The 23930-nt window shown below is 30.4% G+C and carries 32 protein-coding genes; 18 read left to right on the forward strand and 14 right to left on the reverse strand.

The features are described 5' to 3' along the window. Positions 1–9: 9 nt before the first annotated feature. The 11 genes from dctP to ACTT88_RS01935 are packed head-to-tail and all read left to right on the forward strand — an operon-like array spanning position 10 to position 11492. Positions 10–1026, forward strand: a complete 1017-nt coding sequence (gene dctP, locus ACTT88_RS01885) for a TRAP transporter substrate-binding protein DctP (protein WP_440907683.1) — start codon at positions 10–12, stop codon at positions 1024–1026. Between the two features lie 55 nt (positions 1027–1081). After that, entirely contained in the window at positions 1082–1651 is a 570-nt protein-coding gene (locus ACTT88_RS01890) for a TRAP transporter small permease subunit (RefSeq protein WP_440907684.1), read from the forward strand. Between the two features lies 1 nt (position 1652). Further along, entirely contained in the window at positions 1653–2969 is a 1317-nt protein-coding gene (locus tag ACTT88_RS01895) for a TRAP transporter large permease (protein WP_023854093.1), read from the forward strand. Continuing rightward, positions 2966–3835 (forward strand): NAD(P)-dependent oxidoreductase, encoded by an 870-nt coding sequence (locus ACTT88_RS01900; protein ID WP_440907685.1) that lies wholly within the window; start codon positions 2966–2968, stop codon positions 3833–3835. The genes ACTT88_RS01895 and ACTT88_RS01900 overlap by 4 nt, the downstream gene beginning before the upstream one ends. Further along, positions 3832–4575, forward strand: coding sequence for an SDR family oxidoreductase (locus tag ACTT88_RS01905; protein WP_440907686.1), 744 nt, complete (start codon positions 3832–3834; stop codon positions 4573–4575). The genes ACTT88_RS01900 and ACTT88_RS01905 overlap by 4 nt, the downstream gene beginning before the upstream one ends. Before the next feature lie 21 nt (positions 4576–4596). Further along, the gene (locus ACTT88_RS01910) at positions 4597–5439 is read left to right on the forward strand and encodes a fumarylacetoacetate hydrolase family protein (protein WP_440907687.1); all 843 of its coding nucleotides are present in this window, start codon (positions 4597–4599) and stop codon (positions 5437–5439) included. A 6-nt stretch (positions 5440–5445) separates the two neighbouring features. After that, on the forward strand, positions 5446–6618 hold the full coding sequence (locus ACTT88_RS01915) for a mandelate racemase/muconate lactonizing enzyme family protein (RefSeq protein ID WP_440907688.1): 1173 nt from the start codon (positions 5446–5448) through the stop codon (positions 6616–6618). Beyond that, entirely contained in the window at positions 6611–7522 is a 912-nt protein-coding gene (locus tag ACTT88_RS01920; RefSeq protein WP_440907689.1) for an SMP-30/gluconolactonase/LRE family protein, read from the forward strand. The genes ACTT88_RS01915 and ACTT88_RS01920 overlap by 8 nt, the downstream gene beginning before the upstream one ends. Beyond that, a complete protein-coding gene (gene ppc, locus ACTT88_RS01925; RefSeq protein ID WP_440907690.1) occupies positions 7497–10187 on the forward strand; it encodes a phosphoenolpyruvate carboxylase in 2691 nt (896 codons plus the stop codon). The genes ACTT88_RS01920 and ppc overlap by 26 nt, the downstream gene beginning before the upstream one ends. Next, the gene (locus ACTT88_RS01930) at positions 10188–10895 is read left to right on the forward strand and encodes a cytochrome c biogenesis CcdA family protein (protein WP_440907691.1); all 708 of its coding nucleotides are present in this window, start codon (positions 10188–10190) and stop codon (positions 10893–10895) included. It begins immediately after the preceding gene. A gap of 9 nt (positions 10896–10904) precedes the next feature. Then, positions 10905–11492, forward strand: coding sequence for an FMN-dependent NADH-azoreductase (locus tag ACTT88_RS01935; RefSeq protein WP_440907692.1), 588 nt, complete (start codon positions 10905–10907; stop codon positions 11490–11492). Here ACTT88_RS01935 and ACTT88_RS01940 read toward each other — a convergent pair. Further along, positions 11482–12585, reverse strand: coding sequence for a TauD/TfdA family dioxygenase (locus ACTT88_RS01940; protein ID WP_440907693.1), 1104 nt, complete (start codon positions 12583–12585; stop codon positions 11482–11484). The two genes, ACTT88_RS01935 and ACTT88_RS01940, sit on opposite strands and share 11 nt — an antisense overlap. 67 nt (positions 12586–12652) lie before the next feature. Between ACTT88_RS01940 and ACTT88_RS01945 the strand changes: the two genes are divergently transcribed. From ACTT88_RS01945 to ACTT88_RS01955, 3 genes are read left to right on the forward strand one after another with little or no spacing between them, the layout of a single operon-like run. Further along, entirely contained in the window at positions 12653–13459 is an 807-nt protein-coding gene (locus ACTT88_RS01945) for an inositol monophosphatase family protein (RefSeq protein ID WP_440907694.1), read from the forward strand. After that, the gene (locus ACTT88_RS01950) at positions 13456–14019 is read left to right on the forward strand and encodes a DUF924 family protein (protein ID WP_440907695.1); all 564 of its coding nucleotides are present in this window, start codon (positions 13456–13458) and stop codon (positions 14017–14019) included. The genes ACTT88_RS01945 and ACTT88_RS01950 overlap by 4 nt, the downstream gene beginning before the upstream one ends. A 1-nt stretch (position 14020) precedes the next feature. Continuing rightward, positions 14021–14392 carry a DUF952 domain-containing protein gene (locus ACTT88_RS01955; protein WP_440907696.1) on the forward strand — a complete coding sequence of 124 codons (372 nt, stop codon included), beginning with the start codon at positions 14021–14023 and terminating at the stop codon, positions 14390–14392. On the opposite strand, the gene ACTT88_RS01960 is transcribed toward ACTT88_RS01955, so the two are convergent. Genes ACTT88_RS01960 through ACTT88_RS01995 form a run of 8 tightly spaced genes read right to left on the reverse strand, consistent with a single transcriptional unit; the run spans position 14371 to position 17312 of the window. After that, positions 14371–14706 (reverse strand): SMR family transporter, encoded by a 336-nt coding sequence (locus ACTT88_RS01960; RefSeq protein WP_440907697.1) that lies wholly within the window; start codon positions 14704–14706, stop codon positions 14371–14373. The genes ACTT88_RS01955 and ACTT88_RS01960 overlap by 22 nt on opposite strands. A 2-nt stretch (positions 14707–14708) precedes the next feature. After that, on the reverse strand, positions 14709–14936 hold the full coding sequence (locus ACTT88_RS01965) for a DUF2798 domain-containing protein (RefSeq protein ID WP_440907698.1): 228 nt from the start codon (positions 14934–14936) through the stop codon (positions 14709–14711). Position 14937: 1 nt separating this feature from the next. Continuing rightward, positions 14938–15270 carry a DMT family transporter gene (locus tag ACTT88_RS01970; protein WP_440907699.1) on the reverse strand — a complete coding sequence of 111 codons (333 nt, stop codon included), beginning with the start codon at positions 15268–15270 and terminating at the stop codon, positions 14938–14940. Between the two features lie 38 nt (positions 15271–15308). After that, positions 15309–15899 (reverse strand): 2-hydroxychromene-2-carboxylate isomerase, encoded by a 591-nt coding sequence (locus ACTT88_RS01975; RefSeq protein ID WP_440907700.1) that lies wholly within the window; start codon positions 15897–15899, stop codon positions 15309–15311. After that, entirely contained in the window at positions 15900–16220 is a 321-nt protein-coding gene (locus tag ACTT88_RS01980; RefSeq protein WP_440907701.1) for a nuclear transport factor 2 family protein, read from the reverse strand. It abuts the gene before it with no gap. Positions 16221–16231: 11 nt separating this feature from the next. Further along, entirely contained in the window at positions 16232–16516 is a 285-nt protein-coding gene (locus tag ACTT88_RS01985; RefSeq protein ID WP_075484762.1) for a hypothetical protein, read from the reverse strand. A 17-nt stretch (positions 16517–16533) separates the two neighbouring features. Then, the gene (locus ACTT88_RS01990) at positions 16534–16824 is read right to left on the reverse strand and encodes a DUF3764 family protein (protein WP_075484765.1); all 291 of its coding nucleotides are present in this window, start codon (positions 16822–16824) and stop codon (positions 16534–16536) included. Positions 16825–16835: 11 nt separating this feature from the next. Continuing rightward, entirely contained in the window at positions 16836–17312 is a 477-nt protein-coding gene (locus ACTT88_RS01995; protein WP_440907702.1) for a hypothetical protein, read from the reverse strand. 157 nt (positions 17313–17469) lie between these two features. Between ACTT88_RS01995 and ACTT88_RS02000 the strand changes: the two genes are divergently transcribed. Further along, the gene (locus tag ACTT88_RS02000; RefSeq protein ID WP_271560130.1) at positions 17470–17886 is read left to right on the forward strand and encodes a hypothetical protein; all 417 of its coding nucleotides are present in this window, start codon (positions 17470–17472) and stop codon (positions 17884–17886) included. On the opposite strand, the gene ACTT88_RS02005 is transcribed toward ACTT88_RS02000, so the two are convergent. Next, the gene (locus ACTT88_RS02005; protein ID WP_440907703.1) at positions 17883–18884 is read right to left on the reverse strand and encodes a cysteine synthase A; all 1002 of its coding nucleotides are present in this window, start codon (positions 18882–18884) and stop codon (positions 17883–17885) included. The genes ACTT88_RS02000 and ACTT88_RS02005 overlap by 4 nt on opposite strands. Further along, a complete protein-coding gene (gene epsC, locus ACTT88_RS02010; RefSeq protein ID WP_440907704.1) occupies positions 18877–19461 on the reverse strand; it encodes a serine O-acetyltransferase EpsC in 585 nt (194 codons plus the stop codon). The genes ACTT88_RS02005 and epsC overlap by 8 nt, the downstream gene beginning before the upstream one ends. An 80-nt stretch (positions 19462–19541) precedes the next feature. Between epsC and ACTT88_RS02015 the strand changes: the two genes are divergently transcribed. The 3 genes from ACTT88_RS02015 to ACTT88_RS02025 are packed head-to-tail and all read left to right on the forward strand — an operon-like array spanning position 19542 to position 21322. Continuing rightward, complete coding sequence (locus ACTT88_RS02015) at positions 19542–19952, forward strand: VOC family protein (protein ID WP_440907705.1); 411 nt, start codon at positions 19542–19544, stop codon at positions 19950–19952. A gap of 12 nt (positions 19953–19964) precedes the next feature. Further along, positions 19965–20570 (forward strand): LysE/ArgO family amino acid transporter, encoded by a 606-nt coding sequence (locus ACTT88_RS02020; protein ID WP_440907706.1) that lies wholly within the window; start codon positions 19965–19967, stop codon positions 20568–20570. Continuing rightward, positions 20567–21322, forward strand: coding sequence for an alpha/beta fold hydrolase (locus tag ACTT88_RS02025; RefSeq protein ID WP_440907707.1), 756 nt, complete (start codon positions 20567–20569; stop codon positions 21320–21322). Before ACTT88_RS02020 ends, ACTT88_RS02025 begins: the two co-directional genes overlap by 4 nt. Here the strand turns inward: ACTT88_RS02025 and ACTT88_RS02030 are convergent. The 3 genes from ACTT88_RS02030 to ACTT88_RS02040 are packed head-to-tail and all read right to left on the reverse strand — an operon-like array spanning position 21309 to position 23880. Beyond that, positions 21309–21971, reverse strand: coding sequence for an HAD-IA family hydrolase (locus ACTT88_RS02030; protein ID WP_440907708.1), 663 nt, complete (start codon positions 21969–21971; stop codon positions 21309–21311). The genes ACTT88_RS02025 and ACTT88_RS02030 overlap by 14 nt on opposite strands. After that, positions 21968–22849 carry a carbohydrate ABC transporter permease gene (locus tag ACTT88_RS02035; protein WP_440907709.1) on the reverse strand — a complete coding sequence of 294 codons (882 nt, stop codon included), beginning with the start codon at positions 22847–22849 and terminating at the stop codon, positions 21968–21970. Before ACTT88_RS02035 ends, ACTT88_RS02030 begins: the two co-directional genes overlap by 4 nt. A gap of 2 nt (positions 22850–22851) precedes the next feature. Continuing rightward, complete coding sequence (locus ACTT88_RS02040) at positions 22852–23880, reverse strand: carbohydrate ABC transporter permease (RefSeq protein ID WP_440907710.1); 1029 nt, start codon at positions 23878–23880, stop codon at positions 22852–22854. Positions 23881–23930 lie beyond the last annotated feature (50 nt).

Genomic DNA, 23930 nt, shown 5'->3' on the forward strand with positions numbered 1-23930 from the left:
AGGAAGATAATGTTTAAACTTATATCTAAAACTATAGCAGCTGTAGCTATTGTTTCAGTTGCTTTATTTGGCTCTGCAAATGCAAAGACTTTAAAGATTGAAACACACTTTACAGCTAGTTCACCAAATGGTGAAGTTGCTGCTCAATTCGCTAAAAACGTTGAAATGTTTTCTGGCGGAAGCTTAAAAGTAGAAATGTTCTACTCATCATCAGTAACAGGTAAATCTGCTGAGGTATTTAACTCTGCACAAACTGGAATTATTGATTGTGATATGACTGGTGCAGGTTACCAAACAGGTAAAAATGCAGCATTCCAATTCGCAGGTGATGTAATGGGTGGATACGATAACCCATATCAACAATATGAATTCTTGAATTTCCCAGGGGCTCAAGAAGCTGTTGATGCACTTTACAACAAATATGGAATGACATTAATCGGTTGGTGGATACCAGGACATGAGTCTTTAATATCTAGCAGACCAATCCCAGATGTTGCTTCATTGAAAGACTTCAAATTTAGATCACCTCCAGGAATGGAAAGTATGATCTTTACAGCATTAGGTGCTAAGCCAATTGTGATGGACTTTGGTGAAGTTCCAACTGCTTTACAAACTGGTCTAATTGATGGTGCAGACTATTCATCTTTAGCTACTAACTATGCAGGTGGACACTATGAGCAAAATAAATATGCTACATACCCAGGTTTCCACTCTATGCCAGCTGACCACTTAGCTTGTAACACAAAAGTATGGAACAAGTTAAAGCCTCATGAAAAAGGTGCAATGAAAGCAGGTATTGAAATTGCTGGGAGAACTATCACTAGCTTAGTTGAGAGAAAAAACGCAGAAGCTGTTAAAGCCTTAAATGAAATGGGCGTTACTCTTCATGACTGGTCTAGAGAAGACAGACTTAAATTCAGACAAGCTGCTCTAGCTGCTTGGGAAGAATGGAAGACTAAATCTCCAGAAGCTGCGGCACTTATCGAGATACACAAAGCTTATATGAAAGCTAACGGTATCATGTAATAAAGAAATTTTGGAGGGCCTAAAAAGGCCCTTCGAATTAAATAAATTTTACGCAATGATCGATAAAGAATTACAAGAACAAAATGAAAAAGTTGCGAGTAAAGATGATTTTCCAATAAATTGGATTGATAGAGTTTCCTTATTTTTAAGTCACACAATTAAATATTTAATTCCTGTAATTGTAATTGTGATGATGTACGAAATTTTTATGAGATATGTATTGTTTAAACCAACTTTGTGGGCAAATGAACTATGTCTATGGCTTGCCGGTGTTTGTTATTTGGTTGGCGGTATATATGCAACAAGATTAAGAAGCCATATTAGAATAGTATTATTGTATGATTGGGTTAGTAGACCAACACAGAGAATTTTTGATCTAATCAGCACTTTAATTATTGTTCTTTTCGCAGCAGCTGTAATTTATGGAGGTATGGAAGATGCATACAGATCATTCATAAATTGGGAGAGATTTGCAACTTATTGGGATCCACCAATTCCTGCTACTATGAAACCACTAACACTTATATGTGTTTTTCTTATTGCTGTTCAATCTGTAAATAATTTAATTATTGATTGGAGAAATCCTAAAGAAAAACAATACGACCCTTCCAAAGAATTAAAATAATATGGATATAGGATCACTTTCGATAATACTAATAGTAGGATTGTTATTACTTATATCTATAGGTGTTCCAATGGGTTTTGCATCTGGTTTTATGGGTGCAGTACTAGTATTTTTATACATAGGTGAACATGCATTAGGCATATTACTTTCAAGATACTATTCTCTTGTTGTCACTTATTCTTTTTTATCTGTTCCATTATTTATATTTATGGCCTCCTTGCTCGAACGTTCGAACATAGCTAGAGATTTATATGATGCTTTAAATGCGTGGTTAAGAAAGACTAGAGGTGGAGTAGGTGTTGTAACTGCCATCATGGCAACAATTATGGCTGCGATGAGTGGAATTATTGGTGGAGAAATAGTTTTATTAGGCTTGATTGCACTGCCTCAAATGTTGAGATTAAAATACGATCAGGATATGTCGATCGGTATTATTTGTGCATCAGGATCTTTGGGAACAATGATACCACCTTCAATTGTTTTAATTATTTATGGATTAACAACAGAGACTTCTATTACGATGTTATTCCAAGAAGCCATTGTTCCTGGTTTAATGATTTCAGGTTTAATTATTACATACATTTTAATTCGTACAAGATTACAACCGCATTTGGCACCTTTAAGTGATGAGCCTGCTTTAACTTTAAAAGAAAAAATGTCATACCTCCCAGGTCTTTTACCACCTATTGGTATTGTAATAATTGTATTAGGTTCAATTTATTCTGGAATGACAGGAATAACAGAAGCAGCTGGTATGGGTGTAGTTGCTACATTAATTATAATTTTTGCGAGAAAAGAACTTACGTGGTTTTTATTTAAAGATGCATTAACAAGAACTTTCAAAGCATCTGGAACTATTTTAACTATTACTTTTGGTGCTACAGTTTTAGCAGGTGCTTATTCTCTTGCTGGAGGTCCTAAATATGTAGCAGAAACTATTTTGGCTTATGATTTAAAACCAATGTATTTAATCTTCATGATGCAGATTATGTTTTTGATTATGGGAGCATTTATGGATTGGGTTGGAATTGTATTGTTAGCAATGCCTGTATTTTTACCAATAGTTATAGCTCTTGGATTTGATCCAATTTGGTTTGGAATATTATTTTGTGTAAATATGCAAGTTTCATTTTTAAGTCCACCGTTTGGGCCTGCCGCTTTTTATTTAAAATCTGTTGCTCCTCCACATATTTCATTAACAGATATATTTAGAGGTTTTGCTCCATTTATAGTTATTCAGTTAATTGTATTAGCATGTGTTATGTTTTTCCCAGAAGCAATGACGCAAAACTTCCACGAGTTTAAACCGAAACCATGATGAAAATAGGCTTTATTGGAACAGGTCTTATGGGCCTGCCAATGGCTAAAAATTTATTAAAATCAGATTTTAAACTAAAAGTATTCAATCGTTCAATTAATAAAGCAGAACCTTTGAAAGAGTTTGGCGCTGAAATATCAAAAACATTAGGTGAAGTTGTTAAAGATAATGACTTTATTATTACAATGTTAACAGATGATAGCGCTGTTGATGCAATAATGAATAATTCAGATTTATTAGAAAATTTAAAATCTGGATCAACTGTTATTGATATGAGTTCGGTTAAACCAACGACAGCAACAAAATATGGAAACAGTTTAAAATCAAAAAATATAAATTATTTAGATGCACCAGTATCAGGAGGAACAATTGGAGCTGAGGAGGCTTCATTAGCTATAATGGTTGGAGGAGAGCAAAGTGTCTTTGATAATTCTATAAATATTTTAAAAGCTATGGGAAATCCAACTTTAGTTGGACCTATTGGCAGTGGGCAAGTTTCAAAGTTAGCAAATCAAATTGTGGTAGGGGTTACCATAGGAGCAGTTGCAGAGGCAATAACTTTATGTGAAAAAGCTGGAGCTGACCCAGTAAAACTAATTAAAGCTCTTACTGGAGGTTGGGCAGATAGTAAAATTTTACAAACACATGGAAAAAGAATGATAGATAAAGATTTTACTCCAAAAGGTAAAACTTTTACCCATTTAAAAGATATGAATAACATTTTAGAGTGTGCAAATTCATATAATACACATTTACCTATTTCAAATTTAGTGAAAGAAATGTATAAAACCCTTGTCGATAATGGTCATGGAAACACTGATCATAGTTCACTTTATAATGAAATCGAAAGGATAAATAAAAAATGAGTGGAAGATTAGAAGGTAAAAAAATTCTCGTAACAGCAGCAGGCCAAGGGATTGGAAAGGCAACAGCAATAGCATTTCATAAAGAGGGCGCTCATGTAACTGCAACTGATTTGAATGATAAAACTTTAGCTGATTTAAACAAAGAATATCCAGAGATTAAAGTGCAAAAGCTAGACTCAACAGACAACAATGCAATTTTAGAATTTACTAAAACTTTAGATAGAGTTGATGTTTTATTTAATGCTGTTGGATTTGTTCATCATGGAACAATATTGGAATGTGATGAAAAAGATTGGGATTTTTCTTCTAACGTAAACGTAAAGTCGATGTACTTTATGTGTAAAGCTATTTTACCTTTAATGATAAAACAAAATAGTGGAAGTATTATTAATATTTCTTCATGCGCATCTAGCTTTAAAGGTTTTCCAAATAGATTTGTTTACGGAACAACAAAAGGTGCAGTGATTGGTTTAACAAAAGCGATTGCAGCAGATTTCGTTAAAAAAAATATTAGATGTAATTCAATCGCGCCAGGTACAGTTTATTCACCTTCTTGGCAAGATAGGGTCAATCAAAGCCCAGATCCCGTTCAAGCAAAAAAAGATTTTATTGCAAGACAACCTATGGGAAGATTAGGTACAGCAGAAGAGATAGCAGCTGTGGCTGTTTATTTAGCTAGCGATGATGCAACATTTACAACAGGAAGTACAATTCATGTCGATGGTGGAATTTCAATATAATCAAATAACAAAAGGATAAATATGAAATTATTAAGAATAGGAAATAAAGGAGACGAAAAACCTGGTGTTTTAGATAAAGATGGTAAAATTAGAGATATTAGTTCTCATGTTAAAGATTTAAATCCTGATCATTTAAATTTTGAGACTATTTCTAAATTACAAAGTGCTGATTTATCTTCTTTACCAGAATTATCTGCAAGTGATCGAATAGGATCTTGTATTACTAAGCCAGGTAAATTTGTTGCAATTGGATTAAATTATTCTGATCATGCTGCTGAAACTGGAGCTGATGTTCCTTCTGAACCTATAGTTTTTATGAAAGCTACTTCTTGTATAGTTGGACCTAATGATGATGTCGAAATAGTTTCTGGATCTAAAAAATTAGACTGGGAAGTTGAACTTGGGATCGTTATAGGAAAAGAAACAAAACATATCTCTGAAAGCCAAGCCCAAGATCATATTTTAGGTTATTGTTTGGTTAATGATGTAAGTGAAAGGGAATGGCAAATTGAAAAAATGGGTCAATGGGTTAAAGGAAAATCTCACGACACTTATGGACCAATCGGCCCTTACTTTGTTACTAAAGATGAAATTGCAGACGTTAACAATTTAAAGATGAGTTTAGATGTTAATGGAAAAAGAATGCAAACAGGTAATACAAGTACAATGATATTTAACGTTGATGTGATTGTCTCTTATTTGAGTAAATATATGTCTCTTCAAGCAGGTGATATAATTACAACTGGAACACCTCCAGGTGTTGGCATGGGAATGAAACCTCAACAGTTTTTAAAAGCAGGTGATACAATGAAATTATCAATTGAAAACCTAGGAGAGCAAAACTCGAAGGTAGTTGCTATATAATTAATTGTGAAAATAACTTCTATTAAAAGTCATGTACTTAGATATGAGTTAGAAAAAGAACTTGGTTACTCACAACAGTATTATAAACATCGTACAGCTCATCTCGTTGAAGTTCAAACAGACGAAGGAATAACAGGTTGGGGTGAATGTTTTGGTCCTGGAAATATAGCTTTAGCGAACAAGTTTATTGTTGAAAAGGTTATACAGCCTTTAGTAATTGGTGAAGACCCTATAAACAAAGAATACATCTGGCAAAAAGTATACAATCTTTTAAGAGATAGTGGTCAAAAGGGAATGCCAATTCAAGCATTATCAGGAGTAGATATTGCTTTGTGGGATATTCTTGGAAAGAAAACAAACTCTCCTCTTTATCAACTTGTTGGTGGCAAATGTAATAATGACGTCCCTGTTTATGGGTATGGAATGATGTTACAAAAAAAATCAGTTGATGAATTGATCGCCTTGTTCAAAGAGGAATCTAAGGAAATAAAATCAAAAAATTTTAAAGCTATGAAAATGAAAATTGGATTAGGTCCAAAAGAGGATTTAAAGTTAGTTCAAGCTGTAAGAGATTCTGTTGGAAAAGATTTTAAACTAATGGTTGATGCAAATCATGCTTATAATTTGCAAGATGCTCTTTATGTTGGAAAAGGTTTAGATGAACTTGATATTCATTGGTTTGAAGAACCTGTGGCTCCTGAAGATTATGAGAGTTACAGAGAATTAAAACAAAAAATTTCCACTAGCATTGCAGGAGGGGAAGCTGAATTTACCAAATATGGCTGGAATAAATTAATATCAAATAAATGTATTGATATAGCTCAACCAGAGGTTTGTGGACTTGGCGGAATTACTGAGTATTTAAAAGTTGCAGCACTAGCGCAAGCAAATTTTATACCAGTAATTAATCATGTGTGGGGTTCTGCAGTTAGTATCGCAGTGAATCTTCATTTATTGACAGCACAACCAGATATGCCTGGTGGTTTATTTCCATCAAAATCAATGCTTGAGTTTGATACAACAGAAAAAAATATTTTTATCACAGATTTACCTAAAGAAGAATTTTCAATTTTAGACCAAGTTAAAAACAATAACGGTTATGCATCAGTAACAGACAATATAGGTATTGGTATAAGCCCGAATAAAGATTTTATTAAAGAGTTTGAAGTAAATGAATAAAATAAAAACATCAGAACCAAAACCTCTTTGGAAATTAAGATGTACTTTAGGTGAAGGAACGTTATGGGTTAGTGAACATAACTCAATTTATTTTGTAGATATTAAAAAAAAGAAAATTTGCTCTTTCAATATTAAAAATAAAAAAAAGAAAACCTTTAAAGTAAATAAAGAAATTGGTTTTATAGCTCATATCAAAGATTATATTTTTATTTTAGGTCTTCAGGGAGAATTAAGAATTCAAAATCTAAAATCAAAAAAAATTTTAAAATCAATTAAGATAGAACCAAACTTGAAACTAAATAGAATTAATGATGGTAAAACAGATCCTGCAGGAAATCTTTGGTTTGGCACTATGGACAACTTGGAAAGAAAAATTGAAAAAGGTTCTTTATATAAATTAGATAAAAATTTTAAATTAATAAAAGTTGATAAACATTATAGAATTACTAATGGACCAGCGTTTATCGATCAGTATAATTTTTATCATACAGATAGTCCAAAAAAAACTATCTATAAAATTAAAATAAATAAAAATAATAAAATAGTTAGCAAAAAAATATTTAAAAAATTATCTTCTGATGAAGGTTCGCCAGATGGAATGACATTAGATAAAAATAAAAATTTATGGGTAGCTCATTTCCATGGTGCTTGTATTTCTGTTTTTAATAAAAAAGCAAAATTAATTCACAGAATTCAGTTTCCTGCAAAAAATATAACTAATTGTGCATTTGGAGGTAAAAATACTAAAGAACTTTATGTTTCAACAGCAACTAAAGGCATGAACAAAGCAGATTTGCAAAAATTTAGATATTCTGGGTTCTTTTTTAGTGTAAAAACAAACGTAAAAGGAATTTTACAAAAAAAATTTGTTTTAAATAATGAAGAAAAGAGATCTTTACTATGAGAGAATACCTACTAAGCTTTTAAGAGAGGATTTTAGATTATTAGGTACTTTCCTGGGTAGAGTTATTAAAGATCAAGAAGGTCTAGCATTTTTTAAAATTGTTGAAAAATTTAGAGTGCTATCAAAAAATACTCTCTCTGATAAAAATAAAAGAAAAGTATTATCAAGAATTTCAAAAGAAGTTAAAAAACTAACTCCGGAGAACACATTTAAATTAAGTAGAGCATTTTCACACATTTTAAATTTACTTAATCTAGTAGAGTCCCTTGATGCATCAAGAAAGTTAAATGAGTACGAAAATCCGTATTTTAAAAGTAAAAATCAAAATTTATTTATAGAAGATATAATTGAGGGCTTATTTAAAAACAAAAAAATTTCTGACAAAAATATTTATGAGCAGGCAAAAAAACTTGATATTGGGATTGTTCTTACTGCTCATCCAACAGAAGTAAAAAGAAGAACTTTAATACAAAAATATGCAAATTTGATTTATATTATGGAGCAGAGACATCTATATAAAAAATATCCATCAAAGATTATCGAACTAGATAGACAATTATATTCAGAAATAGCAATTATATGGAAAACAGATGAGTTAAAACGAACTAAGCCCTCTCCATTAGATGAGGCTAGATGGGGTTTAGCTGTTATTGAGGATAGTTTGTGGGACACAATTCCTAAAGTTTACAAAAGACTAAACGATATATTTAGAAAAAATTTAAAAAAGGATTTACCAAGAGATTTTAACCCTATTCAGTTTGGATCATGGATGGGCGGTGATAGAGATGGAAATCCTAATGTGACAGCTGAAGTAACTAAGAAAGTAATATTATTTTCTAGGTGGCAAGCTGCAAAATTATATGAAAAAGAACTTACTAAGTTAATTCAAGATTTATCCATGGAAGAATGTTCTGCAAAAATTAAAAAAGCGACTGGAAATAGTTTTGAACCGTATAGAGTGTATTTAAGGCCAATAAGAGATAAAGTAAGACTAACCCATCAATTAATTGAAAATCATTTAAATTATAATTCAAAATTAAATGAAAAAAAGTTAATTCAAAACAAACATGAAATTACTATTCCATTAAGAGAAGTAAGAAACTCATTAAAACTAAATAAAGGAGATCATATTGCTAATGCAGATCTATTAGATTTAATGAGGAGAGTTAGGTGTTTTGGTATTAATCTTGCAAGATTAGATATCAGACAAGAAGCTGATAGACATGAAAAACTCTTAAATGAAATTTTCAAAAAGAAAAGTAAAATTAAATATTCTAATTTAAGTGAGATAGATAAAATTAAATTATTGAATAAATCAATTAAAGATAAGAAATTTTTTGTAGATAAAATTAAACTACAAAATAAAGAAAATAGAGAGGTGTGGAATACTTTTAAGCTGATTTCATCTACCCCAAATGAGTGTTTAGGTGCATATGTAATATCAATGACATCTAATGCTTCTGACATTTTGTCGGTATATTTTTTGCAAAAACAAGCGAAAATTAAAAATTTATTAAGAGTTGTTCCACTGTTTGAAACTTTAGATGATTTAATAAATGCCAAAGATGTTATGAAAAATTTATTCAAACTTTCTTGGTATAGAAAATTGATTAATTCTAAACAGGAAGTAATGATTGGATACTCAGACTCAAGTAAAGATGCAGGAAAATTATCAGCAAGTTGGCATCAATACAAACTTCAAGAGGAGTTAAGAGCTATATCAAAAAAATACAAAATTGATTTAGTATTCTTTCATGGACGAGGAGGATCTCCAGGAAGAGGCGGCGGACCAATTCAAGCAACATTAAAATCTCAGCCAGCAGGAACTGTGAATGGAAAAATTAGAATCACAGATCAAGGTGAAGTAATACAACAAAAATATGGTTATAAGCCATTAGCTGAATACAATCTTTGTAGCTATATAGGAGCAGTTATGGATGCTTCCTTAAATCCACCTCCACGATCTAAGCCTAATTGGAGAGAGTTAATTCAGAACATGTCTGAAATTTCTACCTCCGCATATAGGAAATATTTAAATCAAAATGAGGATTTTATTAGATATTTTAAAACTGTAACTCCTCATAAATCACTTGGAAAATTAGCCATAGGTTCCAGACCAACAAAAAGGAAGAACGTTGATAATATTCAAAGTTTAAGAGCTATACCATGGGTATTTGCTTGGACACAAATTAGATTAATGTTACCAGCTTGGCTTGGAACAACTGAAGCTTTAAGATATGGATCAATTAAAAAATTTAAAAAAACTATTACAGATATGGAAAAGAACTGGCCATATTTTGTTTCGACCATGGATATTTTAGACATGGTAATTTCAAAAGTAGATCCAGAGATATCGGTTATTTATGAGAATAATTTGGCAGACGCCTCATTAAGAAGAATTGGCAAAAAGTTAAGATTTCAATTTGATGCATTGGTCAAATTGCATAATAAAATAACACCAAAGGAAGTGGTAAAAGAAAGAAAACAATTTAGAAAAGCATTGTTTATAAGAAGTAATTATACTGAGATGTTGAACATATTGCAGGCAAATATAATGAATAAATTAACAAATAAAAAATATACAAAATTAGATAAAAAATTTCTTGATGACGCTTTAATGACATCTATCGCAGGCATATCTGCTGCAATGAAAAATACTGGATAAATGTTTGAATATTTAATTGCTTTTGGAGCAGGACTTATTAGTTTTTTATCTCCATGTGTTCTACCTTTAATACCTGGATATATTTCTTATATCTCTGGTCAATCCTTACAAGAAATACTAAATAAAAAAGAAATAAACTTTTTTCCGTTAATTTTATTTTGTCTTGGGTTCTCAACTGTTTTTGTTATTTTAGGAGCATCCGCATCATTTTTAGGTCAAACACTTTTACAAAATTCAGAAATTTTAAGAATTGTAGCTGGAATAATTATTATAATTTTTTCTCTTCAATTAATTGGAATAATTAATATCCCCTACCTAAATTTTGAAAAAAGATTTGATGCTAAGGAATCAAGAAATATTCTTTTTCCATATGTAATCGGTGTTGCTTTTGGTTTTGGATGGACACCCTGTATTGGTCCAATTTTAGGTTCAATTTTAGCTTTAGCATCTATTGAAGAAACCTTATCAAGAGCAGTAATATTATTAATTTTATATTCATTAGGTCTTGCAATTCCTTTTGTTTTATCAGGATATTTAATTCAAAAATTTTTATTATTTTCAAAGAACTTTAGGAAAAATATTAATTTAATTTCAAAAATTGGTGGAATAATTCTTTTAATTACAGGTATTTTAATATTAACCAATCAATTACAAGCAATTGGATTTTATATAATTGAAATCTTTCCTTTTATGCAAAAATTCGGATAATAGGTATTAATGAAGATTTATCAAATAGATTCAAGCGCTAGAAAAAAAGGATCAACCTCGCGCGCACTTGCTAAAAAAATTTTAGAGAAAATTAAAAAACCTGGAGATGAGGTGATTTATCGTGATTTAGACGATGAGATGTTTTTTGTAAGTGGACTTACAGAGTCGGGTATGAAAATTGATGAAAAAGATCAGACAGAGCACCACAAAAAAATGTTCGAACTTTCTGATAAATTAGTAAAGGAGTTAAAAGAAAGTGATGTGATTATAATTTCAGCTCCTATTTACAATTATGGTCCTCCAGCAACACTTAAAGCCTGGTCAGATTTAGCAGCTAGAATAGGGGAAACATTTAGATTTAAACCAAATGGCAGAAGAGAAGGGTTATTAAAAAATAAACATGCTTATTTAGTAATAACCTCTGGAGGAACAAAATTAAATAGCTCTGAGGACTTCCTAACCCCTTGGTTAAAATTTATTCTTAATTTTTTTGGGATTGAAAAAGTAGATATTATTAGTGCAGATCAAATGGCATTAGATTATGAAAAATCAATAAGTGATGCAGAGGCACAAATTGAAAAATTATTTAAAGATTAAACTTTCTTTTTAAGTGTCTAAGTTTACCCTCAGTGCTATCAAAATCAATATAACAACCTTGTAAAAATCTTTCACCTTCTTTAGTTTCATAAGATGTTCTACCATGTAGTAATCGATGATTATCCATCATTATTAAGTCTTTAGGCTCAAGTTTAAATTCAATTCTATATTTATCAGAATTATACATTTCAGATAGTTTTTTTCTTGCTTGATAATAAAGATCTAATTTTTCTTTATCTAAAATTGGAACGTAGTCTAGTCTAGGACTAAATCTAACTTGTTTAAAACTTTTATCATCGTTAAGTTCGATTAAGGGAGAGATGTTTTCAAGAATTACCTCTTTATCTACAAATCTAAATCTAACTTTTACTTCTGTTAAAATACTATAAAATTCTGGAAATTTACTTCTTAATTCTTCCGTAACAGTATAACCGTCAACTAAAGATGACAGTCCTCCTGATACTTTACTTTCAATACAATGTAATAATTGAATACATGGTACTGGATTTCTATAAGGATTATCAGTATGAGGAGCTAAGGCTAAAGATGTGTAAGCAAGATCATTAGGGTCTGGTTTAGATTTAACATTAAAATATTCTCCAAAATTTGTTCTCCGAACACTTCCGATAGAGTTTGCAAATTCTACAATATAGTTTTTTGATATCGGAATATTTTTTATAATGACAAATCCATATTTATAAAAAGAAACAAGCAAATCATGCATTTCCTTACTTTCATAAAAATCTTTTTGATATTGAAAATTTTTAATATTTTTAAGTTGCGAGTCCCATTTGGTTTTTTCTATTGATTTAATAACAATATCTTCTTTAGAAAATTCTAAAGCAATTTTATCAATTTCTAGTTTTGAAGTAACACCATCATTAAAATCAATTTCCAAATATTTTTCATTAATATTTGCCTTATTTATTGAAATATCACTACTTAAGGAGGTAGGATCGAAAAGTCTCTGTTGAGTTCCTTTATCTAGGTAATCTTCGCCATTTACTCTTTCACGTAACCAGAATGGGTGAATTTCTTTTTTTTCAGATCCATTATTGTAAAAAACCTTATTTTGATTTAGCTCAATTTTCATAATTACCACCTGAGGATTATTTAAAATTTAACTTTAATCAACATAAATTAAATAGTAAGAGTTCTGTGTGATTAATTTTGATAGAAAAAAATACCCTATATACGCTAGTTTTTTAAATCAATTAGCAAAGGATTTAACTAAGTTCTATAATTCAAAATTGAATAGAACCTTTAAAGTATCTAACAAGCTTAAAGGTAAAGGTTATGATCCAGTAACTACTTCAGACAGAGCTTTTGAAAAATTTATACGTTCAAGGATTAAAAAAAAATTTCCTACACACCAAGTTATCGGTGAAGAATATGGTTCAACAAATTCAAAAAGCGATTATACTTGGGTAATTGACCCTATAGATGGAACAAGATCCTACGTTATAGGAAACCCAACATGGAGTAACTTAATTTCATTAAATTTTAAAGGAATACCAATTTTGGGATTAGCAAACTTTCCAGTTCTTAAAAAATATTATTTAAATTATTCTGATAAACTTGCTTATGTTGTTTCTCAAGGAAAAAAGAAAAAATTATCAGTAAATAAAAAAGCTACATTTAAAAATGTAAAGGTTTCTGCAGCATTTCATGGGTGGTTGTCATTAAATAAACAAAAAAAAATTCCAAAAATTTTGAAATTAATGCAATTTCCATGCAGTGACGCTTTAAGTTATTCTCATTTAGCGGAAGGAAGAGTTGACATTGTAATACAGTGCTCAAATAAAATTTGGGATATTCACCCACTTATACCAATTATTAAGGCAGCAGGTGGTATTATTAGTACTTGGGATAATAGAGATGCCGCTAATGCTGGAAATATCTTAGTTTCTTCAAATAAAAAAATTCATAATAATTTTCTAAAATTATTAAAACCAGTCTCTAAATGATACCAGAAAGAGCACAAGTCATTTTAGATTTCTGGTTTAAAGAAACTCCTTCTGAAATACGTTTTAAAAAAGATGATAAGTTTGATCAAAAAATTAAAGATAATTTTTTAAAAGATTATGAATTAGCTTTTCAAAATGAATATGATGATTGGCAGGATAACCCTATGAGTTGTTTAGCGTTAGTTATTTTATTTGATCAATTTTCAAGAAATATGTTTAGAAATGATAAAAAGGCTTTTGCACAAGATCAAAAAACCAGGTTGATTGTAAATGATGCAGTTTATTCAGGTTATTTAGAGGCTATGAACGTTAATCAAAGATTGTTTATGTTATTACCATTAATTCATAGTGAAGAAATCAGCGATCATGAAATGGCTTATTATTTGTTAAATAAATATTTAAGGGAGCATGAAGGTTACAACGAAATAAAAAAATTTTGGCAAGATCATACAAAAGTAGTTAGACAATTTCATAGATATCCGCATAGAAATGAAATATTAGGACGAGAATCTACTGAAGAAGAAATAGAATTTTTAAAAAGTCCAAATACTTCTTGGTGAAATGAATTTAGAATTTATTTTTAAAGTTATAGATAAAGACGAATGGCAAAAAGCTAAGCAATCAGGGACATATGGTGGATCAGAAAAAGATCTTAAAGATGGATATATTCATTTTTCAGAGGAGGATCAGGTAGAAGAAACTTTAAACAAACATTATCCTAAAAAAGAAAATCTAGTTTTATTAAGAGTAAATGCTTTTAAGCTTGAACATTTGTTATGGGAGCAGGCATCTAATGGAGATATGTATCCTCATTTATACTCACCTTTAGATACCAGCACTGTTGTTAATGAATACGAGTTACCATTAAATGAAGATGGAAGTCACGAGCTTCCAGAGATTTTAAAAAAATATCAGTTTAGCCGTCCAAGATAATTAACCATTATTACACCAATAATAATTAATATAATTCCTATAATTCCATAAATATTTGGTACCTGATTAAGTTTCAACACCGCAAACAGTACAACTCCAGTTACAGTTAGTCCGCTATAAGTTGCGTACGCAAAACCCACAGGAAGAGCATGCATTGCTTTTGCAATTGAAAACATCGTAATACACATAAATAAGATGCACAAAACAGATGGTGTTAGTTTGGTAAACCCTTCTGAAATTTTAGCTAAACTATTTGATGCAATACCAAAAGAAATACCTATAGCTAAAAATATATATCCAAATAAAGGTTTCATGATTAATCTTTAGATGCAATTTTATCCACAAAGGGTTTTAAAATGGGAGCCATTGTAAAAGCTGCTATCAAAGCGACAGGAAATGCAAAAGTCCATGAATAAAACCATCTACCCAGAAACCCTTCACTAATGCCTGTATTAACAGCAACCACAACTCCACACATAATTACACTCATACTGAAAGACATTAAAATAACAAACAGAGGTTGAGCATATTTTTTTTTAAGCATATTAGTTATTCCCAAGTAAGTTAACCATTAGTACACCAATTATAATGAACGCTAAACCAATTAATGAATATAAGTTAGGTACTTGATTAAATCTTATTACCCCAACAACTACTGTTGCAATTATCGTTAGTCCTGCAAATGAAGCATAAGTAATTCCCATAGGAATATTTTTCATTACTAATGAAAGTGCATACATACACAATACAATTGTAATTGCTGTAATTATACTTGGAACAAGAAGTGTAAATCCTTCAGCACTTTTTGCAAAACTATTTGAGGTAACACCTAAAAAAACTGCAACACCTAAAAAAAAATACGAAGTAACAAGACTCATACCAAGATTCTAAATTAATTTAACGAAAATATATATAATTATTTAAATGACCATTTAATAGCATCTTCCATTCGGTCATCTCCCCAGAAGACTTCATTTTTCACTATAAAAGATGGACTACCAAAAATTTTATTTTCACGAGCTGAATTTGTGTTCTCGTTATATTTTGTCTCAATATTTTCAGAATTTGCTTTGGATATGATTTCATCTTTATTTAAATTTAATTCAGCACAAACCTCAGAAATGCTAGGTTCAATGGCAGGTTCTTTGCCTTCTTGGAACCATTTTTTATAAGTTAGCATCACAAATTTTTCTCCCCAACCTTTGTCAAAACCTAAGATTGCTATTTGATTTGCTAAATCGAATTCAGATAAAGGGTAGGGAACTGGTGTTTTAGCGAAAAAACCATATCCCTCTGCACGTCTTTCAATATCTCTCCACATGTAATTAACTTTATTCATTTTATCCTTTGGAAATGGGATATTGTTCATCTCTTTCATGATTGCTCTCACTGAAAAAGGTTTCCATTTAAATTTTACTTGATGTTGTTTTTCAACATCAAGTAACCTTGTTACAGAAAGATAGGTGTATGTGCTTCCTATAGAAAAATAAAAATCGATTTCACTCACTTATTTTGGCATTGGTGTAGCACCAGTTTCTAAACTGACAATTTTTCCATTGTCATATTTATAAACTGCCATTACAGCCTCTACATTTCCATCATCAAAAGTAACAAATGAATGATGAACACCAACTTCGTCATTTTCATAAACAACTCTTACTTTATCTTGATTTATATCGCCGCTCATTGCCCATTTGATAACATCACTTTTGCCTAAAACATTTCCTGACTTATGCATTGTGAATTTAAAATCATCATGCAAAAGATCATTCATCACTGCTTCATCTTTATTTTTTATTGCAGCACTATATTTCTCTAATATAGACATGTTATTCCTTTCTATTTAACCTTAGTTAAATTATATATTGAGTAACTGTCTAACACTTCATCCATTATTGGTTTTGATACCTCAGTACCTTCTATAAACTTATGAAGTGCAGCTTCATCAGTACAAAATATTTTAAACATTACAGTACTTTTGTCTGGAGTTACAGTTCCAATTGTTTTTTCAACCACTGCAACTTTTGCTCTTTCAGCAAGTCCTTCAGGAGATTGCATAAATCCCATGAATTTCTCAAAAGTACCTTCTTTTAACTTTGCTACTACTAGCATTTCTTTTTCCATTTTTTCCTCCTATTTTATTATCCTGAAAAATTTTCCATAAAGTCTCCATCCATGGGAGTGATTTTTGCAGAATCTAAATCAACTCCAGCTGCAGCTCTTGCAGCGTGAAGTTCTTTATCATTTTTAAATGCCTCAAACCCCTCCATAGTTGCATATTTTACAATTACTGTAAATTTTGAAGCATCTTCTTTTGATACACCAGCAAAAATAATGGTTGCACCAAATCCTTTAATTTTTTCAGCATTATCTTTAACCATATCCCTCCATGCTGAAAACGATTTTATATTTTCCTCTATTTTTATAATCATATATTTTCTTTCTAATAAGTATATTCACCACTCATTTGATTCATAGAGTGTGCCATACCAGATTTACCTCTAATATTCTGTCGACTTGAATTACCACTTCCAGAAATATTTTCATATTTTCCAGTTCCACCAACAATAACAAAAGTACCAGTTCCACCTTGGCCGCCAGTTCCTTTGCCTTTATAATTTATGTAAACCTTTTCTCCATCCATTAGATAAAAAGTACACATACCTGTTTCATCATCAAACTTTCCAGCTACCAATGTTAACCCGCCAATACAATGCATAGTAGATTTATCAAAAATACTACCAGGTTCTTTATCCATAAGCCCGGCATTACCATCGTAAGTAATACTCATATTTCCATTTCCAGCATCCATTGCATTCAATGACCAAGATCCTGCTCCAGCAGCATTAAATTTTCCTGACTCTGCTAATGAGTAATTTGAGATTGTTAAAAAAATTATTAAAATTAAAATTTTCTTCATTTTACCTCCTTAAAGTTATTTAATTTAATAGAACACTGTTACATAATTGTTAAGGAGTCACTCGTGTTTATAGCGCGCGACAGTTATGCAATTTCAGAGCATAAAAAATGTTAATTATGCTGTTTTATTTAATTTAAATATTTGATAATAATTATTTATGATCGAAAAATTTAATGGAATTGTTTATCTAATAATTTTTATTGTTCATTTCCTTGTTTACGCTGTTTATGCTTTTAGAGCTATAGTTGGAACCAAGAGTTTTATGGATCAATATAATATCGATCATTCAGCAGCAGTGATCACTAGATTTTTTGGAGCTCCTTTTGTTGGGTCTTTCTTAATGGCTCTTTATATCATGTTTGTAAGAGATGGTGGAGTAAATGGAACGTGGGCATTCTTTAATTTAGTATTTGTCCAAAATTTAATGTACTTAATATTTGGTATTTATACCATTTATATTAATAAACTTGGACACACTGAAAAAACTAACAGTGAAGGTGTAATAGCTGCTGGAGTACTTACAATTTTAAGTGCTATTCTTACTTACGGATTAGCTGATAAAATTTATATTTAAAACCAATTAGGCATTGGTAGACCTTTTTCTTCTAAAAATTTTTTATTAAACATTTTAGTTGCGTATTTGTCACTTCTATCACAAAGAATAGTAACAATAGTTTTTCCTGGACCCATTTCTTTTCCCATTCTAATTGCTCCTGCAATATTTATCCCACAGCTTGTTCCTAGACTTAAACCTTCGTTTTGAATTAAATCATATAGAATAGGCAGAGCCTCATGGTCATCAATTGAATATGCGTCATCAATTTTTGCCTCACCAAAGTTGGCAGTCACTCTACTTGAGCCAATACCTTCAGTAATTGAACCACCCTCCGATTTAAGTTCACCATTTTTAATGTAATTATAAAGAGCAGAACCCTTTGGATCTGATAAATAAATTTTTATATCTTTGTTCTTTTCTTTAAGAGCATTGCTAACACCTGAAATTGTGCCTCCAGTACCTGAAGAACAAACAAAACCATCAACTTTACCATCGGTTTGTTCCCAGATTTCTTGACCTGTGCCTTCATAATGCCCTTTAGCATTTGCAGTATTATCGAATTGGTTAGCCCAAATCACTCCATTGTTATTAGAAGGTCTTAGTTCATCTGCGAGTCTTGCTGCTACTTTTACAAAGTTGTTGTCATCTTTATAAGGCTTTGGTGGAACCAATCTTAATTCAGCTCCAAGGTTTCTAAGTAAATCTTTTTTCTCTTGTGTTTGATTGTCATTCATTACAATAATTGTTTTATAACCAAGAGAGTTGCCTAAAAGACCCAAACCTATTCCTGTATTACCAGCTGTTCCCTCAACAACAGTCCCACCTTTAGAAATTAATTTTTTTTCTTGAGCATCTTTAATTAAAGCAAGTGCAGCTCTATCTTTTACTGATCCTCCAGGATTTAAAAATTCTGCTTTTCCATAAATGTTACACCCAGTAATTTCAGAGGCTGCTCTGAGTTTAATTAATGGAGTATTTCCTATTCCAGAAATAAAATCGTTTTGGGTATTATTCATTATCTGATTTTTTATCACTATCAGACGTAATTCCATAAGGTTTAAATTCACTATCTGCTATTCCAACACTTCTTGCAGGAATTCCAACCATTACAGCATTTTCTGAAACATCTTTCGTAATAACTGCATTTGCTCCTATTCTAGCACCTTTGCCAACGACTACTGGACCTAAAACTTGAGCACCAGAACCAATAACTACATCTTCTTTAATAGTAGGATGTCTTTTCATATTTCTTTGGTCATTTGAATTAATACTTGGAGCTATTCCTCCTAACGTAACCATATGATAGATAGTTACATTATCTCCAATGTCTGAAGTTTCACCAATCACAACACCCATTCCATGATCTATAAACAAATTTTTTCCAATTTTTGCATTAGGATGAATTTCTATTCCAGTTAAGAATCTTGAAAATTGAGAAATGATTCTTGCTATCAAATGAAATTTTGCAGTACTAAAAAAATTTGCTATTCGATGAAAAAAAACTGCTTTAACTCCTGGATAAGTTAATATTAAACTTAACTTAGACCTTGCAGCAGGATCTCTATCAATTATGGATTGTAAAAAATCACTCATATTTCTTTAGTTTAGTTGCTGTTGATTAAAAAATAATATGCCTTATATAGTACTTAATTGCTCAATTTAAAGAGGTTAATATGTATAAAAACACAAATTGTTTTCATCTAGCTATCCCTTGTGGAGACTTAGAGGTTGCAAAAAAATTTTACAGTGAAACTTTGGGATGCAGATTAGATAACTCAGCGCAAGAGTGGGCAGATGTTGATTTTTGGGGCAATGAGTTAACTCTTCACAAAAGTGAACACAAACTTGACAGTGAAAGACACGATGTTGATATGGGCAATGTATCAGTTCCTCATTTTGGAGTTCATTTATCAAGAAAAGATTTTGATGCTCTAAAACAAAGATTAAAAGAGAGTGGAACTAAGTATTACGACGAACCTTATTTGAGATTTAAAGGAACAAAATACGAGCAAGAAACTTTCTTCGTTAAAGACCCAAACGAAAATATTCTAGAAATTAAAACATTAACGGCGAATCCAGAGTAACCTTAAAGCCTAATGGAATACCTGGTATTAGGCTTCTTTACTGGGATCAGCTTAATCTTAGCAATAGGTGCCCAGAATATTTTTGTTATTGAGCAAGGTTTAAAAAAACAACATATATTTATTGTTTGCTTAATATGTTCTTTATCAGATTTGATATTAATTTTTTTGGGTATTTTTCTTTTCCATTATTTTAATCAATATTTTAACTCTTTAATTGAATTAATTTTAAATTTATTTTTAATTTTATTTTTACTTCACTTTATTTTTAAAAAAATAAAATCTCATTATTCTGATATTAATTTTAGTACTGAGACAAATAATATTTCAAAATTAAATATTGTATTTAAAACTTTAGGATTTACATATTTAAATCCACATGTTTATTCAGATACAGTTTTTTTTCTTGGAAATTTTTCTAAAAATTATTTACTTAACCAAAAAATTTTATTTGGGGTAGGTGCATCTATAGCATCATTTTTATTTTTTTTTATATTAGGATATTTATCTAATTATTTATCGAAGTATGCTAATAGTAAAAAAATTTGGAAAGTAATTAATATTTTTATTATATGTTTTATGTCTATTTTAACTTTATTCATTATTAAGGAAATATCATGAGTGATATTTACGTAGATGACTTAGGCCATGGGTATCCTTTTGTTTTAGTTCATGGTTATTTAGGCTCATCTGAAATGTGGACTTTTCAAAAAGAATTTTTTTCAAAATATTATCGTGTAATAATTCCAGCTCTCCCAGGATTTGGAGAAAGTCATAACTTAAAATCTTTAGATTCTATTAATAAAATGGCTAAAGAAATTATAAATGTGTTAGATCAAAAAAAGATAGATAAATTCAATTTAATTGGTCATTCAATGGGAGGAATGATTGTTCAAGAAATTACAAAACTAATTGGTGATAGAGTTAATAAATTAATTTGTTTTGCTACCGGATCAATTGGAGAAATACCTGGTAGATTTGAAACAATAGATGAAACAAGAGAAAAATTAAAAAAAGATGGAATTGAGGTTTCATTTTCTAGAGTTCCAAAAAAATGGTTTGTTAAAGGAGATAAAGATAAAAATTATTATTTATGCAAAAAAGCAGTTAAAGATGTTTCTTTAGAGACCGCTGATAATGCTTTGTTGGCAATGAAAAATTGGAGAGGTAAAGAAAATTTAAAAAATATAAAGAATGAAACTTTGATTATCTGGGGGGATAAAGATACATCGTACAATTTTGATCAGGTTGATACACTAAACAAAAATATTAAGAATAGTCGTTTAGAAATTTTTAAGGATTGTGCTCATAATGTTCATTTAGAACAGCCCGATCAATTTAATAATTTAGTAAAAAAATTTATCTCAGAATAATATTTTTATTCAGTCTATAAACTTTTTTTAAAGCTCCACTAAATTTTCTTGAAGAATGAAATTTTCCAGGAAAAATTATACATTTTATTTTAGCTCGCTTAGCTGAATTTAGGCTTTCTTGTGTATCTTCAATAGCCAAACAATCATTAGCTTTAAGCTTAAGTTTTTTAAGCGCTAGCAAGTATATTGCAGGATTTGGTTTAAATTTTTTAACTAATTTTGAATTTCCTACAAAACTAAAATCTTGTTTATTTATTGAATTTCTCAATGAATATAATATTGCATTTATATTATTTGTAGATGTTGATGAGACAAAAGCTAATTTTATTTTTTCTTTCTTACAGAATAAAATTAAATTTTTAACACCAGGTCTTAATTTAAGCTGGTTTTTTTTAAGATAATTATTGAATATTTTAGTTTTTAAATTTCTTAAATATGTAGAGTTTACAATTTCTTTATTCTTCTTTGCGTATCTAGATATTCTATCTTTTCCCCCAGATTTATTTAGTAAGCTTAAATACTCTCGCTTAGTCCAATTCCAATTAAGCCCATATTGTTTAAATGCTTTGTTAAATGACTTTCTTTGAATCTCTGAAGTTTCGACAATTGATCCAATAGAACCAAAAAGTAAAGCTTTGTAATACTTCAACCTTTTACAGCCCCAGCAGTTAAACCACTAATAACCTGTCTTTGAAAAAACATCACCAACATAAATAGAGGAGCTGTCGCTGAAACAACAGCAGAAACTGCCCACATTAAATTTCCTTCATGTTGATTTGTTCCTAAATAACTTTGAATTTTTGGAACCATGGTATGATTTTCTTGGTTTAAAAGTAATGCAGTTACTGTGAAATCATTGTAAGCAAGCATTAAACTAAATAATCCCGCAGTAATTACACCTGGCCACATCACTGGCATGATAATATGTCTAAATGCTTGAAAGTATGAACATCCATCTATTAAAGCACTTTCATCAAGTTCTTTAGGTACCGTTTTAAAAAATGAATATAGTAACCATAAAGTAAATGGTTGATTAATTGCTACTAATACAACTATAGTTGTGGGAAGAATACCCCAGATTTGTAATTGAAAAAATGGAAATAAATATCCGGATACTAAAGTAATGTGAGGCATTGCTCTAAATATTAATGCTGCAATTAATATCCAAAATGCATATCTTTCAGTTGATCTTGAAAGCGCATATGCACCAAGTGTTCCTAAAAACAAAGAAATACTAACGACAAATACAGTTACAATTATTGTATTTTTTGAAGCTTTCCAAAATTCTCCTTCAGTCCAAGCTTGGGTATATGCGTCTGTGGTAAATTTTCCACCTGTTTCAATTAAAGTGTTAAAAGCAGAAATTGCATACCACCAATCTGATCTTGAAAAAAAATCAGCTCTAACTTTAAATGATCCCCAAAAAGTCCAAATGAAAGGAAAGCAAGCAATTAAAAGCCAAACAATAATAAATATTGTGTTAAAAGTTTTTAAACTTGTTGATTTTTTATCTAAACCATAATCCATAATTATCTCGCTGTCTTAAATTCTTTCCATGTTCTAATTAAAACTGGTGCTAATAAAATTGCTATACCAACAATTGTCATCATTGAGGTTGCTGCAGCAGATCCAAATAATATTACTTCCTCATTGACCAAATTGTCATATATTAACCATGATAATGATTGCGCACTGCCCTCAGCACTAAAGCCAATTATTGGCTCAAAAACTCTAAAGTTATCCATTAATGAAATCAAAGCTACAAAAGTAACTACAGGATAAATATGTGGTAACACTATATGTTTAATTCTTTGAAACCTTGATGCACCATCAATAATTGCGGCTTCCACTGGTTCTTGTGGAACTGTTTGAAGAGCTGCATAAAATACAACAAATGCAAAAGGAGAATGATGCCAAATTCCATATATAATAATAGTTATCCAGGTTAATGTTTTAGAGGATTTAAGTGATAAATACGGATCATTCATTAAATTTTGAATATTAGCTCCAATAATTCCTTGAGAGTCTATCATCCAAAATAATACAAGAGACCCTACTAGAGGTGTAACTATCATCGGTAATATTGTACCAAAAATTAGTGGCCCCCTAATTTTTCTTGCAACTGCGTTTAAACTTAAAGCAATAATAAATCCTAATAAGAGAACATTTGGTGTAACAAACAAACAATAGGTTAGGGTAAATATTAATGCTTTGTAAAATGGAAGATTGGTTACTTGATCTACGAAACCAACAAAACTCTCAGTTTCATTCCAAAATTTTTTAATTTCATCAATAGCTAGATGATTTCTATCTACATAAGTTCCAAACCCATTAAATTTACCAAGTGGCTTTGCTTCTCTTAATTTTGTAGTTTCTTCGTTATCTACAACTATTGAAACGGTGCAACCAAAAGGATCACACTTTTTAACTTCTTTTACTACTTGGTCGTGTTGAGCATAAAAAGATTGAATTCCTGTAGAAATGATTGGTAGCCCAATAAACAGGATCATTGCTAAACCTGTTGGTAAAAAAAACCAAAAAAAAGTTTTATTAGGCATTAAATTTTGAGTAAGTGGGGAATTAATCCCCACTTAAAAGTTTTTATATT

Source organism: Candidatus Pelagibacter sp. (genome assembly GCF_052046145.1).
Lineage (GTDB): Bacteria > Pseudomonadota > Alphaproteobacteria > Pelagibacterales > Pelagibacteraceae > Pelagibacter.

Excerpts from the sequence above, each read along its gene's own strand:
- dctP (WP_440907683.1), top strand. The coding sequence starts at position 10 with ATGTTTAAACTTATATCTAAAACTATAGCAGCTGTAGCTATTGTTTCA.
- ACTT88_RS01890 (WP_440907684.1), top strand. The coding sequence starts at position 1,082 with ATGATCGATAAAGAATTACAAGAACAAAATGAAAAAGTTGCGAGTAAA.
- ACTT88_RS01895 (WP_023854093.1), top strand. The coding sequence starts at position 1,653 with ATGGATATAGGATCACTTTCGATAATACTAATAGTAGGATTGTTATTA.
- ACTT88_RS01900 (WP_440907685.1), top strand. The coding sequence starts at position 2,966 with ATGATGAAAATAGGCTTTATTGGAACAGGTCTTATGGGCCTGCCAATG.
- ACTT88_RS01905 (WP_440907686.1), top strand. The coding sequence starts at position 3,832 with ATGAGTGGAAGATTAGAAGGTAAAAAAATTCTCGTAACAGCAGCAGGC.
- ACTT88_RS01910 (WP_440907687.1), top strand. The coding sequence starts at position 4,597 with ATGAAATTATTAAGAATAGGAAATAAAGGAGACGAAAAACCTGGTGTT.
- ACTT88_RS01920 (WP_440907689.1), top strand. The coding sequence starts at position 6,611 with ATGAATAAAATAAAAACATCAGAACCAAAACCTCTTTGGAAATTAAGA.
- ppc (WP_440907690.1), top strand. The coding sequence starts at position 7,497 with ATGAAGAAAAGAGATCTTTACTATGAGAGAATACCTACTAAGCTTTTA.
- ACTT88_RS01930 (WP_440907691.1), top strand. The coding sequence starts at position 10,188 with ATGTTTGAATATTTAATTGCTTTTGGAGCAGGACTTATTAGTTTTTTA.
- ACTT88_RS01935 (WP_440907692.1), top strand. The coding sequence starts at position 10,905 with ATGAAGATTTATCAAATAGATTCAAGCGCTAGAAAAAAAGGATCAACC.
- ACTT88_RS01940 (WP_440907693.1), bottom strand. The coding sequence starts at position 12,585 with ATGAAAATTGAGCTAAATCAAAATAAGGTTTTTTACAATAATGGATCT.
- ACTT88_RS01950 (WP_440907695.1), top strand. The coding sequence starts at position 13,456 with ATGATACCAGAAAGAGCACAAGTCATTTTAGATTTCTGGTTTAAAGAA.
- ACTT88_RS01955 (WP_440907696.1), top strand. The coding sequence starts at position 14,021 with ATGAATTTAGAATTTATTTTTAAAGTTATAGATAAAGACGAATGGCAA.
- ACTT88_RS01960 (WP_440907697.1), bottom strand. The coding sequence starts at position 14,706 with ATGAAACCTTTATTTGGATATATATTTTTAGCTATAGGTATTTCTTTT.
- ACTT88_RS01965 (WP_440907698.1), bottom strand. The coding sequence starts at position 14,936 with ATGCTTAAAAAAAAATATGCTCAACCTCTGTTTGTTATTTTAATGTCT.
- ACTT88_RS01970 (WP_440907699.1), bottom strand. The coding sequence starts at position 15,270 with ATGAGTCTTGTTACTTCGTATTTTTTTTTAGGTGTTGCAGTTTTTTTA.
- ACTT88_RS01980 (WP_440907701.1), bottom strand. The coding sequence starts at position 16,220 with ATGTCTATATTAGAGAAATATAGTGCTGCAATAAAAAATAAAGATGAA.
- ACTT88_RS01985 (WP_075484762.1), bottom strand. The coding sequence starts at position 16,516 with ATGGAAAAAGAAATGCTAGTAGTAGCAAAGTTAAAAGAAGGTACTTTT.
- ACTT88_RS01990 (WP_075484765.1), bottom strand. The coding sequence starts at position 16,824 with ATGATTATAAAAATAGAGGAAAATATAAAATCGTTTTCAGCATGGAGG.
- ACTT88_RS01995 (WP_440907702.1), bottom strand. The coding sequence starts at position 17,312 with ATGAAGAAAATTTTAATTTTAATAATTTTTTTAACAATCTCAAATTAC.
- ACTT88_RS02000 (WP_271560130.1), top strand. The coding sequence starts at position 17,470 with ATGATCGAAAAATTTAATGGAATTGTTTATCTAATAATTTTTATTGTT.
- ACTT88_RS02005 (WP_440907703.1), bottom strand. The coding sequence starts at position 18,884 with ATGAATAATACCCAAAACGATTTTATTTCTGGAATAGGAAATACTCCA.
- epsC (WP_440907704.1), bottom strand. The coding sequence starts at position 19,461 with ATGAGTGATTTTTTACAATCCATAATTGATAGAGATCCTGCTGCAAGG.
- ACTT88_RS02015 (WP_440907705.1), top strand. The coding sequence starts at position 19,542 with ATGTATAAAAACACAAATTGTTTTCATCTAGCTATCCCTTGTGGAGAC.
- ACTT88_RS02020 (WP_440907706.1), top strand. The coding sequence starts at position 19,965 with ATGGAATACCTGGTATTAGGCTTCTTTACTGGGATCAGCTTAATCTTA.
- ACTT88_RS02025 (WP_440907707.1), top strand. The coding sequence starts at position 20,567 with ATGAGTGATATTTACGTAGATGACTTAGGCCATGGGTATCCTTTTGTT.
- ACTT88_RS02035 (WP_440907709.1), bottom strand. The coding sequence starts at position 22,849 with ATGGATTATGGTTTAGATAAAAAATCAACAAGTTTAAAAACTTTTAAC.
- ACTT88_RS02040 (WP_440907710.1), bottom strand. The coding sequence starts at position 23,880 with ATGCCTAATAAAACTTTTTTTTGGTTTTTTTTACCAACAGGTTTAGCA.